Source organism: Caldivirga sp. (genome assembly GCF_023256255.1).
GTDB lineage: Archaea > Thermoproteota > Thermoprotei > Thermoproteales > Thermocladiaceae > Caldivirga.
In genome coordinates this window covers 1-14,591 of sequence record NZ_JAGDXD010000006.1, presented here as the reverse complement: position 1 = coordinate 14,591, position 14,591 = coordinate 1, and the positions used below count along the sequence as shown (strand labels likewise).

General features: G+C 44.1%; 10 protein-coding genes. 4 read left to right on the top strand and 6 right to left on the bottom strand.

The window, feature by feature from the left end; all coding sequences use genetic code 11:
- Both Q0C29_RS01025 and Q0C29_RS01020 read left to right on the top strand, forming a co-directional pair.
- Window positions 1-1,185 (top strand): ABC transporter permease (locus tag Q0C29_RS01025; RefSeq protein ID WP_291998803.1); only part of this gene is annotated, 1,185 nt, incomplete at its 5' end.
- 6 nt (window positions 1,186-1,191) lie between these two features.
- On the top strand, window positions 1,192-2,145 hold the full coding sequence (locus Q0C29_RS01020; RefSeq protein WP_291998802.1) for an ABC transporter ATP-binding protein: 954 nt from the start codon (window positions 1,192-1,194) through the stop codon (window positions 2,143-2,145).
- Between the two features lie 4 nt (window positions 2,146-2,149).
- Here the strand turns inward: Q0C29_RS01020 and Q0C29_RS01015 are convergent, their stop codons facing one another.
- Genes Q0C29_RS01015 through Q0C29_RS00990 form a run of 6 tightly spaced genes read right to left on the bottom strand, consistent with a single transcriptional unit; the run spans window position 2,150 to window position 9,061 of the window.
- Complete coding sequence (locus Q0C29_RS01015; RefSeq protein ID WP_291998801.1) at window positions 2,150-3,478, bottom strand: cobyrinate a,c-diamide synthase; 1,329 nt, start codon at window positions 3,476-3,478, stop codon at window positions 2,150-2,152.
- A gap of 43 nt (window positions 3,479-3,521) precedes the next feature.
- Complete coding sequence (aroE, locus tag Q0C29_RS01010) at window positions 3,522-4,328, bottom strand: shikimate dehydrogenase (RefSeq protein WP_291998800.1); 807 nt, start codon at window positions 4,326-4,328, stop codon at window positions 3,522-3,524.
- Complete coding sequence (locus tag Q0C29_RS01005) at window positions 4,310-5,362, bottom strand: 3-dehydroquinate synthase family protein (protein ID WP_291998799.1); 1,053 nt, start codon at window positions 5,360-5,362, stop codon at window positions 4,310-4,312. The genes aroE and Q0C29_RS01005 overlap by 19 nt, the downstream gene beginning before the upstream one ends.
- Window positions 5,359-6,354: a 3-deoxy-7-phosphoheptulonate synthase gene (gene aroF, locus Q0C29_RS01000; RefSeq protein ID WP_291998798.1), complete on the bottom strand. Its 996-nt coding sequence runs from the start codon at window positions 6,352-6,354 to the stop codon at window positions 5,359-5,361. The genes Q0C29_RS01005 and aroF overlap by 4 nt, the downstream gene beginning before the upstream one ends.
- Complete coding sequence (locus tag Q0C29_RS00995) at window positions 6,351-7,352, bottom strand: chorismate mutase (RefSeq protein WP_291998797.1); 1,002 nt, start codon at window positions 7,350-7,352, stop codon at window positions 6,351-6,353. The genes aroF and Q0C29_RS00995 overlap by 4 nt, the downstream gene beginning before the upstream one ends.
- A 2-nt stretch (window positions 7,353-7,354) precedes the next feature.
- Window positions 7,355-9,061, bottom strand: coding sequence for a transketolase C-terminal domain-containing protein (locus tag Q0C29_RS00990; RefSeq protein ID WP_291998796.1), 1,707 nt, complete (start codon window positions 9,059-9,061; stop codon window positions 7,355-7,357).
- Window positions 9,062-9,272: 211 nt separating this feature from the next.
- On the opposite strand from Q0C29_RS00990, the gene Q0C29_RS00985 reads away from it, so the two are divergent.
- Together Q0C29_RS00985 and rgy are read left to right on the top strand one after the other, a co-directional pair.
- The gene (locus Q0C29_RS00985; protein WP_291998795.1) at window positions 9,273-10,526 is read left to right on the top strand and encodes a glycosyltransferase; all 1,254 of its coding nucleotides are present in this window, start codon (window positions 9,273-9,275) and stop codon (window positions 10,524-10,526) included.
- Window positions 10,527-10,733: 207 nt separating this feature from the next.
- Window positions 10,734-14,588, top strand: a complete 3,855-nt coding sequence (gene rgy / locus Q0C29_RS00980) for a reverse gyrase (RefSeq protein ID WP_291998794.1) — start codon at window positions 10,734-10,736, stop codon at window positions 14,586-14,588.
- Window positions 14,589-14,591 lie beyond the last annotated feature (3 nt).

Genomic DNA, 14,591 nt, shown 5'->3' with positions numbered 1-14,591 from the left:
GCTCCACCAGCTTGGATAAACTACATAGTGGGTAATATATATGCCCCACAAATAACATCAAGCAACTTCATTAAGGAGGGTAATCAACTGGTGTTAACACTAACACTTAATGGTGTTTACAGTAAGCCATGGCAAGACCTCTTCATAGTTGTGAATTCACCAGCCTTGAAGTCACTTGGATTAATGGTGTATGTATATATTCATAGGCCTGATGGTTCATCTTTAACATTAGGCCCAGTGCAGTTGAGTAATGGTGTGAATGACGTGGGATCAAACCCGAATGTGGCTAATCAGGTGACACTCTTCTTCCTAAGTAAATATGGATATGAGCTTAGCGCGCTTGAATCATCAACACCATTCTTAAATGTTTTTTACCAAGTTTCATCAGGTAATTTAGTACCTTTAAAAGGTACCTATACTATAAAGGTTGTGTTAACACCAACAAGTGGCCAATTACCTAATATAAAGCCTGAAGGTTCTGCAACAGTAGTTATTCAGGGTCAGTCCTACGGCATAATGGGTACTGACACACAAGGTCATGACCTGTGGTTAGGTTTACTTGCCGGATTCCCATTAGGCTTAGAGGTTGGTGTAGTTATCACATTAATAGGTACAGTCATATCAGTATCCATAGGTTTAATAGCTGGCTTCCTAGGAGGTATTGTGGATGAAATATTAACTAGGATAATGGACTTCCTAATATTACTACCTACCTTCGTAATACTTGTCGTATTATCAGTGTTACTTAGATTAAACGTATGGCAAGCATTACTATTCGGCACAGTACTAGGCTGGGGTGGTGGTGCTAGGATAATTAGAGCAATGACACTTCAAATAAAGAATTCAGCCTACGCTGATTTAGCCAAGGCCGCTGGCGCCAGTAATTCATGGATCATTAGGAACCACATACTACCTCAGTTAATACCTTTCCTCGTTTACTCGTTCGTAGCAGGTATACCAGGTACAATACTCTCCATGTCTTCACTGAATTTCCTGAACCTAGCAACTTCATTATGGCCAACTTGGGGTCTCATGCTTTACTATGCAGAGGAATTTGGTGCCCTTGAATCAGGCATGTGGTGGTGGGTTGTTCCTCCAGGTTTGTTAATAGCTTTTGTTGCTATAACATTTATAATCACTGCATTAGCAATGGAGCCAATAGTTAATCCAAGGTTGAGAAGGTGATTATGAGTGCCTCTGCTTGAGGTTCATAACTTAAGTATGCGCTACACGACGCTAAGGGGAATTGTTAAGGCCTTAGAAGGTGTTAGCTTTGATGTTAATGAGGGTGAAACATTAGCCGTTGTTGGAGAAACAGGTAGTGGTAAGTCAACCTTAGCTAAGGCCATTGTTAGGGTACTTGAGGAGAATGCTAAGATAGTGAGTGGAGAGATTATTTTTGAGGGTGTTGATATTCTTAAGCTTAGTGAGGAGGAGTTTAGAAGGAATTATAGGTGGGTTAAGATAGCCATGGTTCCTCAAGGCTCCATGAACTCCCTTAATCCTGTACTTAAGATAATGGATCAGATGATTGAGCCACTGATCACTAGGGGTGTTTCAAGGTTAGATGCTATTAAGATTGCTGGGGAAGCATTGGAGAGTGTTGGGTTAACTAGGGATGTTCTAACCAAGTACCCTCACCAATTATCGGGAGGAATGAAGCAGAGGGTGATAATAGCAATGGCCATACAGGCTAAGCCTAAGCTAGTTATCCTGGATGAACCAACATCAGCCTTAGATGTTATGACGCAGGCAAACATAATGAACCTCCTTAAGAGGTTGAGGAGAGAATTCAAGTTATCGTACATATTCATAACGCATGACTTAGCTCTAGCCAGTGAATTAGCCGATAAGGTACTTGTACTGTATGCGGGTAAGGTTGCTGAATTCGGTTCAGCTGACTTAATCTACAGTGAACCCAAGCACCCGTATACTCAAGGCTTAATGTCAAGTATACCAACCCTGAGGGAGGATAAGAAGTTATCCTTCATACCAGGTGAAGTACCCAGCCTAATTAACCCACCCAGTGGTTGTAGGTTTCACCCAAGGTGCCCATATGCCATGGATATTTGCCGCAGGGAGGAGCCACCATTAATAACGCTTGACAATGACCATAAGGTTGCCTGCTGGCTCTACAGTAAGTAATTCCTTACCTTTTAAGAACGCTAGTAATTCTTTCCCTAAAGTCCTTAATTGATGGTAAGTATAAGTGGGTGTAAAGAGCCATAGTGTTGTTTACCATTACTCCATCAAAGCCATTAGCAATACCCCTCCCCCTAATGTTCCTGAACACGTAATCCTCATTAGAGTATTCTGCATAGGACACGTGGAACTCATGTCCTCTAACCCTTAATCCACCCTGTGTAATTAAGTTATCTTTAATCGCCTCAAGCTCCGTATACCCTATCGTTAACCTACCCTTAGCGGCAATACCAATATCAAATAAGTTCACCATTCTGTATTCCCTATCAAGCTTAATATACTTAGATAGATACATTAACCCCCCGCATTCAGCTAGGATAGGTATGCCTGAATCAGATGCCTTCCTAATCCAATTAATTGTATTAGTAGCATTCTCTAATTCGCTTAAGTGTAATTCAGGGTAACCACCACCAATGTATATGAATGATGTATCATTAACCACTTCATTATTCATTGGGCTAAAGAACCTTAAGTCAAATATGCTTGAGAGTAAGTCAAGGGATGCCCTATAGTAGAAGAGGAATGCATTATCGTAAGCCACAGCGGCAATCCCAAGTTTATCACCATAATCTTCCTTCTGCCCATTATCATATTCACAGTTCACTGGTTCAGCTAAATCATATACTAGATCAAGGTCAATTCTCCCATTAATCAACTCAACACCGCGTTTAATAATCTCCTTAACCTTATTACCGTAATCCTCCACTGTCACAAGGCCTAAATGCCTTTCATTAATGCTTAACCCTGCATCATATGGGATATAGCCTAAGCTCACCACACCATTAGGTAGTGAGGATTTGCATGAGTTATAGTGGTTACTTGAAGCCACATTATTGAAGACAACCCCAACCACGTTAACTGGCCCGTAATCCCTTAGACCCTTAACAATTGCTCCAGCTGTGTAGGATATGTTGGAGCAGTCTATTACTAGGATAACCGGTAACGAGAGTAATTTAACGATGTGAAACGTGCTTGACCCAACCTCAACACCATCATATAGCCCCATTACACCCTCAATCAACCCTAAGTCAATCCCTCTCATGTATCTGCAGAAGGTTTCCTTAAGTGTCTTCTCACCCATTAACCATGGGTCTAGGTTAATTGAGGGTGAACCTGTGGCTACCCTATGGTAACCGGGATCAATGTAATCTGGCCCAACCTTAAATGCCCTAACCTTAAGTTTACTTGATAATGCCGCGGCTATTATTGAAGTAACCGTTGTCTTCCCTGACCCACTCCTATCTGACGCTATTATTAGTGCCTTGCCAGTGATCATTAATGCTTAGATTTGGAGAATTATAATAAGTTTCCGGGGGATATTAAGTATTATCACCATTAATGTGTTTAATTACCTCATTAACGCTTGGTTCATTAAAATCACCTAACCATAGCTTATCTGCAGCTAAGGCTTGCCTAACCAATATTTCAACGCCATCAATAGTCCTAATGCCTAGTTCCCTAGCCCTCTTAATTAAGTCTGTTTCACCCTTAGGCTTATAAGCCATGTCAAGAAGTATCGCCACACCTAACTTACTTAGGTTAAGTAACCAATCCTCCTCACTGCTTAATGGGGTAGCATTAATTATTACGTGAGGCTTACCGTAATCCCCACCAATATCTACTACACTACAGTCTAGGCCTAAGCCATTGGCTAATCCACATAATTCCAAGGCCCTTTCCCTACTCCTATTAAGCACTCTAATTGTCCTGCATCCGATTTTAGATAAAGCCAGTACCACTGCCCTGGCTGCTCCCCCAGCTCCAATTAATAGAGTCTCCTCCCCTCTGTATCCTCTTTCAATTAAAGACTCCTTAACTGCCACGTAATCAGTATTATAGCCTATTAACCTCTGGTTGCTGATAACTACCGTATTCACGCTTTTCACGGCGTCAGCATCATCATTGAGCTCATCAATTAACTTAGCCACAGTAACCTTATGAGGTATGGTTACGTTGAATCCACTTAAGGCATCTCTTGAGAATTCAATGAAGTGAGGTAACCTCTTTGAGGTTACCCTTAATGGTATGTACGTTGCCTCAATGCCTAATTTCCTGAAGACGTAGTTGTGGATTTGGGGTGATAGGGTATAGTCCAGTGGGTAGCCTATTAAGCCAAATACGTGCATGAGTCCCTCACCAGCCTGAGGTATTCGCTTACCTTAATCTTAACCTTAATCCAATCGCCGATTTCAGTAACCATGGGTAGGTTAAGGAAGTCCCCACTCTTCTTCTTATCACCAGCAATAGCCCTTAATACTGAGTCAGTTTTAACCTTAATGTCCTGTATTAAGTTAAGTCTACTTAATAATTCAGTTAAGTAGCTCGGTACATCTGAGGCAGTGTAACCTAGCTTAACTCCAATTGATGATTCACAAACCATGCCTAACCCCACAGCCTTACCATGACTGATACTAAACATTGATGCTGATTCTAAAGCATGCCCAACAGTATGCCCGTAATTAAGCACTATTCTGACACCTAAGTTATCGTACTCATCAGCTTCAACAACGCGGGCCTTATTAACCAATGAACCATAGATTAAATCCTCCAGTAAGCCCTCATCCTTACTCATTACCTTATCAACATTGTTACTTAATTTATTAAATAACCCCTTATCCATCGTCACCCCATATTTGAGAACCTCTGAGAAACCATCAAGGTAGTTTGAGGTTGGTAAGGTCTTAATGAAGGTTAAGTCAACTATGATTTCGCTTGGTTGCTTCACTACACCGATAACGTTCTTTAAACCTACTGCGTTAACCCCGGTTTTCCCCCCTAAGGCTGCATCAACCATGGCTAATGTTGTAGTGGGTACATTAACGTAATCCACCCCCCTCATGTATATTGCAGCAGTAAACCCTGTTATATCAAGTGTGCTCCCACCCCCAATCCCAATCATTACCCCACCCCTATCCAGTGAATTGCCTATTGACTTCTTAATTATATCCAGAACCGTTTCAATATCTTTCCCCTCCTCGCCATCCTTAATAATAATCCTTGGGCACTTGTTGAAGCTCACTAGGCTACTTACCGATGATGGTGTAATCATTATGCAGCCGGTGTATTTATCAATGAGTTTACTTAACTCGTCAGCATGAGGGTAATTAACCAGGACCCTTACCTCACCACTGCACCTACTCCTGTAGGTGAAGCTCCTCATACTCCCCTACCTATGGCTTGAGCCACGGCCTTAGCCTTACTCATTAACTCAGTGAACATGTCGAAGGTTAACTGCTGTTCAGAATCTGATAACGCTTCCCATGGCCTTGGGTGAACCTCAACAATAATCATATCAGCCCCAGCGGCCACTGCGGCTAAGGCTAGTGGGATAACGTAATCCCTCTTACCGGCTGGGTGGGATGGATCAACGCATACTGGTAAGTGGGTTAGTTTCTTAGCCGCTACTACTGCACCTAAATCCAGTGTAAACCTTGTAGCGTTCTCAAAGGTCCTTATTCCCCTTTCACAAAGCACCACATTACCATTCCCCTCAAGCATAGCGTACTCAGCTGCCTGAAGCCACTCCTCAACAGTATTCCCCATTCCCCTCTTAAGTAGTATTGGCTTCCCGGTTCTACCAGCCTCCTTAATTAATTCAAAGTTCTGAGCGTTCCTGGCCCCTATTTGAATCATGTCAACGTAACTGGCCACTACCTCAACCATCCTAGTGTCCAGCACCTCAGAGACTACAGGTAACCCAACCTCATCGGAGACTCGCCTCAGTATCTTTAAACCATCAACCCCAAGGCCCTGGAAACTGTAGGGGCTTGTCCTTGGCTTAAATGCACCACCCCTCAGTAACCTAGCTCCAGCAGCCTTAACGGCCTCTGCAGTCTCTTTAACCTCATCATAACTCTCCACTGCGCATGGCCCAGCCGCAACTATCAAATCGCCTCCACCTATCTTAACCCCTGAGACATCAACTATACTCCTCTGTCTCCACTGCCTGCTGGCTAACTGGTACTTGGTCTTAATGTTGATTATTACTGCTCCAGCGTCCACTGCCTTAACAAGCTTCTCATCAACCGTGTCCTCAGGCCAAGTGACTATTAACTCCTCACCAAGTAGCTTAACTTCCCTGAACCTTACCTTAGCCTTATCTAATGCTGCAGCAACATCATTAATCCTGCCTGGCGTCACCCTTATTATCATTTTAAGTCACCCCCAATAACCTCACTTAACCTACCCTCTGCTGCGGCTGAGTTAACAATGTTAATGTACTTAATAATCTTATCCCTAACTTCACCGGCGTATGGGTTCATTTCCTGAATCTCCTCAACAACATCAAGCTGCTCCAGGGTCCTCTCAATAGCCCTCATGGTTAACCTTAAACTATGAGTCATCAGTAGGCCTGCGTTAACCCCACTCACCCTACTAGCATCCTTAAGCATTGTGTATAGGGCCAGTAGCATTAAATGATGCGCAACCTGTATATAAGCCATAACCTTATCGTGTGTTTCCGGGTCATTCAGCACTACTGTTCTTAAGCCTGCTGCCTCAAATATCTGAGTAGCCATCGGTAATGAATCCCTACTGGTTAATGATGGTATTAGAACCACCACCTCACCCCAAGTATCTGTTAAACTACCGAACAGGGGGTGTATGCTTAAGTACTTGAAACCCACTTCCCTTGATTCATCCTCAATGACATTGAATAGCCTTGACTTAACTGAGAAGGAATCCATAAGTACCTTCCCCCTTATTTTCTCACTATTCCTTCTAATGTAGTTTATGGAATCCTCCGTTGGCCTAGTGGCCAGGATCACCACGTCTGAGTCCGGTAATTCATCCTTCATGCTTACTAGGGTTGTTGACGTAACTTGACTTAGTGTCCTCTTAAGGGTCTTACCTAACCTCCCTGAGCCGACCACGGTTATTTTCACGTTGAACCAATTCCTTATCTGCCTCTTAGTTGACGCCTTTATGACTAATTCAGCAATGCCTCTGGCTGTTAATTCATCTAACCCAGCCTCAACTAGGCCACTAACCCACTTATCAATAACCTCGCTTTCCCTCTCATGATCAACCGGCGGTAGGTTAAGCTTCCTCTTAACGTCACCAATGGTCTCAGCTATGGTTAACCTCTTGGCGAGTAACCTAATGATTTCATCATCAACTTCATCAATGTTTTTCCTCAACTGCCATAGCATTATCACTCACCCTTAAGCAGCGTAAGAGTCTCATTAACTATCTTCCTGTGGGTTAAGCCAATGTACTCCATTAATTGCCTAGTTGATCTACCTGACCTACCAAACCCATTAACCCCAATCATCCTAATGGGCACGGGATAATTCTGAGCAAGCACCTCAGCCACTGCTGAACCAACCCCACCAAACGTTGAGTGCTCCTCAATAGTTAACACTGCGCCAGTCTTCTTAGCTGCCTTAATCACGGTGTCAGCATCAATGGGTTTAATGGTGCTTAGGTTAACTACCATAGTTGAGATCCCCATCTTACCTAATTCCTCAGCAGCCATCAATGCATCCCACAGGACTGGGCCGGCACCAATGATGGCTACATCATCCCCATCCCTAAGTACGGAAGCCTTACCCACCTTGAATTCGTCACCGTTAGTCACCCTAGGCCCATAATCCCTACCAATCCTAATGTAGGCTGGTCCCTGATGCTCCAGTAGCGCTAAAACAGCCTTGTTAGCCTCATTAGGGTCAGCGGGCACTACAATTGTCATGTTCGGTAAGGTCCTCATTAGTGATATGTCCTCGAAGGTTTGGTGTGACGCACCATCAGCGTAATCACTTAAACCGGAGTGGGTTCCAATAATCTTAACGTTCAAGTTCATCCTAGATACAGTGTTCCTAACCTGCTCCCAAGCCCTCATTATGAACATTGCGAATCCAATTGCAACAGGTCTAAGACCTGTCAGTGCTAGTCCACTGGCCACCCCAATCATGTGTTGCTCAGCTATGCCGACGTCAATGTACCTGTTCGGGAACTTCTCCTTAAACCAAATGGCCCTCGTTGACCCACCTACGTCAGCGGTCACCACGTATAAGTCATTGTATCTCTCACCAGCCTCAAGGAGTGCCTTACCTACCGCGTCCCTCATTGATCCGAAGCCTGGTTCCCCACCATCGTCAAGTATCTTTTGCCTACTAGTCCCTTCAATGTCAGAAACCCCCTTACCCCTAATGGTCCTGGCCACTATGACCTTAGGCCCATTCACCTTGTGTGCTTGGATTAAGGCATCAATCAACTCCCCTGGGTCATGCCCATCACATTCCAGTACAGTGAACCCAAGGGACTTAAGCATATTAACCAACGTTGACTTAATGCCCCTTACGGGTCCATCTAGTTGAACACCGTTGTAATCAATTATTATGAATAAGTTACTTAGCTTAGATTCAGCAATATCCATTAACGCTTCCCAAGCCTGCCCCTCATCTAACTCTCCGTCACCGACTATTACGAAAACCTTACCTGAAGCCCCCTTAGCCATTAACCCCCTAGCTATGCCCACGGCAGTGCTTAATCCCTGCGCTAGGCTACCTGTGGATACTGGTACTGTTGGTAATTTAACCTCAGGGTGGCCTTGCAGTGGGCTCCAGGGTTCATTAATCATCATTAACTCCTCCCTATTAAGAATCCCTAACTCAGATAACACTATGTATAATGCTGGGGCAGCATGACCCTTTGATAATATTATGTAGTCCCTCCTTAACGGGTCCTCATCATTCACATTAGCCATCAAGTACAGGGTTGCCAGTATATCTATGCTTGATAGCGATGAACCCAGGTGAATGTGTGGGTCTATTAAACTTAACCCAACCAGTGTTGAACGAGCCTTATTACTTATTTCCTTAACCCTATTTATTAGGTTCACTTTAGCTTCCTTTACCATTCCAGGTATTCCACGTGGGTCCCGAATTCCATACCAATCTAACCAGGCCTATACAATCTATATTTTTAAGCATTACCCATAATTTAATAATTTATAGTCAACTGAGGTTCATCATGGGTAATCAGTAGGGTTAACCCTAGCGCCTCACTAATCATTGTTAAGGTGGGGTAACTACGCAAATGTAAATAACCCCTCCACTGAATAGTAATCCATGGGTAATAGTGCACTTGTGGCTCATCATTATTGGGGATCACCAGGAGGCGGTCAATTAGTCTGCGCCTCAGTAGCATCATCCTTCGACAAGATGGGTTTTAACCCCGTGTTAACTGGTACATTTAAGTTTGATCCAGGCAGGTACATTGACTGGTACGGTATCGACATATCTAAGTACCCTGTGGTTACATTACCCTTTGGTAACATTAAGGCCTTCGGCTTATGGACTAGGTTATTTGTATGGTACCCCGCAGCTAAGGCAATTAACAAGTACCGCGCCCTACTAATGTTCACCGACGAGGAGACCTATAAGCCCCTTATTAATTATAGGGGAAGGGGCTTAAACATAATTGAGTACATTCACTTTCCCTTTGAAGTAATCATTAACCCTAAGTTTAAAGGCACCGGGTTAGCCTACGGTGAGGATCCATACGTTACTGAGAGGTATGGTAAATTCCCAATGAACCTTTACTGGGGTGTATTCACTAAGCTACTTCCACGCTACATTAGGGAGAACCCATTCAATGACGCTGACTTGGTTTTAACAAACTCCAAGTGGACCGCTGGAGTGGCTAAGATGGTTTACGGTGAGGAGCCCACCGTGCTTAACCCACCCATTGCACCTAATACTGAGATAATTAATGAACCTAGACCCTTTGATGAGAGGGGTAATTGGGTTATTATGCTTGGTAGGTTCAGTGAGGAGAAGAGGTACCACTGGGTCGTAACTGAGCTTGCGCCAAGGCTACTCAGGGAGGTTAAGGATACTAGGATAGTCATATTTGGTGGGGCCACCACTAGGACGCAGTTAAACTACATGAGTAGGGTAATGGATTTAGCAACCAAGGCTGGTTTAAGGGTTTCAAGGGACCTTAACCAGGATGCTGACCTATACCTAGTGCCTAATGCACCTAGGCAGACGATAAATAACTTGATGGATTCAGGGAAGGTCTTCCTACACGCAACGATCAATGAGCATTGGGGTATAGCCGTTGCTGAGGCTATGGCAAGGGGATTACCCACAGTCGTCCATAAGTCAGGGGGTACTTGGAGTGACCTAGTTGAGGAGGGTGTAAGGGGATTGGGGTACAGTGATGTTGATGAGGCAGTTGACTCAACGGTAAAGCTTCTCACTGATGGTAAGGCCTGGAGCCACTACTCCTCAGCATCGGTGAGTAAGGCTAAGGACATAACCCTACAAGTGTTCATAAGTAAGTTTAGTGAAATACTTCAGAGGGAGGACTTACTTTAGTCCAGTTAACTATGCTTGGGTTTAAATTAAGTAATCAACCATGGATGCCTCATTCACTGAGGAACAGTAAGGCTTATTAACTTACCTAAACTCAAGTAATGAAAGCCCCAGCCCCTTCCTGAGGGCGGCCTTCCATGCGGGTCATGGTGCGGTGTTTTTCAGGGAACGCTTTTTAAATCCCCTGCATTCCCTTAAGGTTGAATTAGGATGCGTGATAGTAGAGGTGATGGCGGCAGTGAGGAGCCGTTGGTGCTTTACCACGGCATGTGCCCTAACTGCGGTGGCCCAGTTACCTCAGATAGGCTTAGGGATGGTTTACCCTGCCACGTTTGCCTACCTGAAGGTTCAAGATTAAGGGCAGCATCATTAAGAGTAGTGTTGAATGAGCTTAATAGGGAGGGTAGGTTAGTTAAGTTAAGGGATGCCTTCAACCATTTAATGAAGTATGATGAGTTCAGTGAATTATTCAGGAAGGCAACTGGAACCTCAATGTGGGGTGCCCAGAGGTTTTGGGCTAAGAGGCTTCTTAAAGGTAAGAGCTTCGCCATAGTTGCACCCACGGGTAGCGGTAAGACCACCTTCGGTCTAGTAGCCTCAATATACGTAGCTAGTAAGGGGGGTAGGGTACTTATGGTGTTTCCAACCTCAACACTAGCCTACCAAGTTTACAAGAGGGCGTTAGCCTATAGGGATTCCGCAGCCATTAACGTTAAGGTGATTACCTACAATGGCCTACTAAGCGAGCGGGATAAGAGCGATGTGCTCAATATTATTAAGTCAGGTGACTTCAATATACTAATCATAACCAACGCCTTCTTACCGAAGGGCATGGATATTCTAAGTAAGTACAGGTTTGACCTTGTTTTCGTCGATGACGTTGACAGTGTCATGAAGGCCTCAAGCAGAAATATTGAGAGGTTACTGTTACTGCTTGGTGTACCGAGGGAGGCTATTGATAAGGCTCTTGAGATTGCCAAGATAAGTGACTTTAAGGAGAGGGAGAGTAAGGTGAGTGAATTAAGGAGAATTCTTGAGGGTAAGAGAATTGGTTCACTAATAGTGAGCGGCATGTTAACTAGGACCAGAAGGACTGCCAGGGCCGCATTATTCAGGGAAATACTGGGCTTCGATGTGGGCGGTAGGGCTGAGGGGCTTAGGAATGTGGTTGACTTATACGTTAAGCCTAAGGGGGATCCTAAGGCCATTATCCTAGACTTAGTTAAGAGACTTGGGGATGGTGGAATAATATACGTACCCACCGACTTAGGTAGGGAGTTCGCCGAGGAGTTAAGTAGGTTCCTTAACGATAATGGCATTAACGCTGGGCTTTACCTAAAGCCTAAGAGGAAGCTGATTGAGGGCTTTGAGGATGGTTCAATACCAGTACTGATAGGCTTGGCTACATCCAGGTCAGCCTTGGTTAGGGGTATTGACTTACCCCATAGGATAAGGTACGTGGTGTTCGCCGGTGTACCTAAGATTAGGTTTAAGTTATCTCTTAAGGAGTTTAACCCAGGCCGTTACATAATGCTCCTCTCCTCACTTAGGGTTATTGCACCAAGTGAATACAAGGTTAGGATTGATAAGGCTGTTTCAAGCCTAAGGAACATAATGAACATGAGTCAGGACAGGATAAATAAGGTTATTGAGGCTGTTGAGAAGGGTGAGAGCCTTCAAGGCTTCGATAAGTACGCCTCAGAGGTCATTAGTAACGCCATTAAGCTTGCTCAGGAATTACTGAATAGGGATGATGTGAGGGATGCCATGAGCAAGTCCATTGTTAACATTCAGCGTGTAGGTGATGATGTTTACGTTATTTTACCAGATTCACCAGCCTACATACAGGGTAGTGGTAGGACATCAAGAATGTACCTAGGCGGTATTACCCACGGCTTATCAGTGCTTGTTGTTGATAATGAGGCAGCCTTCAATAGCCTAAGCAGGGACTTAAGGTACAGGCTTGTAGACTTCCAGTTCATTAACTACGAGGAGTTTAATGTAGCTGAAATGCTTAAAACCATTAATGAGGAGAGGGAATTAATAAGGCAAATAATGGCCGGTAATGTACCACCAAGCATAAGCCAAATTGACCCACTTAAGTCAGTTCTCGTGATCGTTGAGTCACCCACTAAGGCTAGGACAATAGCCAACTTCTTCGGTAAGCCAAGCACAAGGGTACTCGGTAATTTAATAGTCTATGAGGTTACTTCAGGTAACCTATTGCTTAACATAATAGCAACTAAGGGTCATGTTGTTGAATTAGCCACTGAGCAGTATACTCAAACCATTAGTGGTGACATGGATTACGTGACTAAATTCATATCAAATGTAACTAAGAATTACTACTCAATACTTAAGATTGATGGTAACTTCATCCCAATATACTCAACAATAAAGCGTTGCCCAACATGCGGTAGATCGTTCACCGATGATATTGCCAAGTGTCCATTCGACAATACGCCACTAGTGGATAGCAGTAGCGTTATTGAGATGCTTAGGGACTTAGCCACTGAGGTCGACCTGGTCCTAATAGGCACTGATCCAGACTCCGAGGGTGAGAAGATTGCCTGGGACGTATTCAACATGCTTAAGCCCTTTGTGCAGGACATTAGGAGGATAGAGTTTCATGAAGTGACTAAGAGGGCTATATTGAATGCGTTGGCTAATCCAAGGGGGATAAACGGTAATATGGTTAAGGCACAATTGGTTAGGCGTATTGAGGATAGGTGGATTGGCTTTGGTTTAAGCTCATACCTGCAGAGGGCATTTAATGACAAGAATATGTCGGCTGGCAGGGTTCAGACACCTGTGCTTAAATGGATAATTGAGAGGTATATTGAGTATAGGAGGAATAGGGTGATTAGGTTAATTGTTAGGAAGAGGATTAGTGATGGTAAGGTAGTTGAGGTCTCCTTCGATAAGGTGACTAATGGCGATGACACAGCTAAGGTTAGGCACGACTTAAGGGACGTGGCGAAGGATAAGAAGGGGCTTAGATTAATAATAACTAAACTCGGTGAATCAGAGGAGGAGGTTAACCCACCACCACCCTTCACCACTGACTCAATGCTTACTGAAGCCACGGCAAGGCTTAGGGCTGGTACGGAGGAGGTCATGAGGCTTGCGCAGGAATTATTCGAAATGGGTTTAATAACTTACCATAGGACAGATAGTACAAGGGTATCAGCAGTAGGCATTAGTGTAGCTAAGGACTACATAACCAACAGGTTCGGTGAAGGAAACTTCATGGCTAGGGAATGGGGTGCAGGCGAGGAGGGTGCTCATGAGTGCATTAGGCCAACTAGGCCTATTGATGCTGAGGAACTCAGGAGCCTAATTGACAGTGGGGTGCTTAGGTTGAAGTTAACCAGTAGGCACATTATGCTTTACGACTTAATATTCAGGAGGTTCATAGCAAGCCAAATGCAGAGTGGGTTAGTTAAGAGAATGAAGGTTGAGGTTAAGTTAATGCGTAATGGTGACATGTTGTCAAGTAGGGTTGATGAATTTGTAACAGGCATTACCAGGAACGGCTTCCTAGCAATATACCCAACAGTTAGGGTAGTTCAATTCCCTGAATCATCAATGGAGTTACCTGTAACTGAGGATGATGAGGTCATTGTTAAGACAGTTCACACAACATACCCCTACAGGGAGGGTGACATTGTTGCCGAGATGAAGAGGAGGAGGATAGGTAGGCCATCCACCTACGCTAAGATAATAGAGACCCTTAAGAGAAGGGGCTACGTTAAGGCCCTTGGCTCAACAAAGGTATTAATCCCAACTAAACGCGGCGTAACCGCATACATATGCCTATCTAATGATAAGGATGTGGCCAAACTCTACTTAAGCACCAGGCGTAATAAGGTGCAGGAAAACACGGAATTTGAAGGCTTAATGAAACAGTGCAACGTCAACTTCAAGTGCCTCATAAGTGAAGATAGGACTAGAATGGTTGAGGAGCACATGGACAATATTGAGAATGGGGACGAGGACTACTTAACAGTACTGCATGAGTTATTTAATGAAGCGGTTAAATACGGCATAATGCCACATGGATAATTC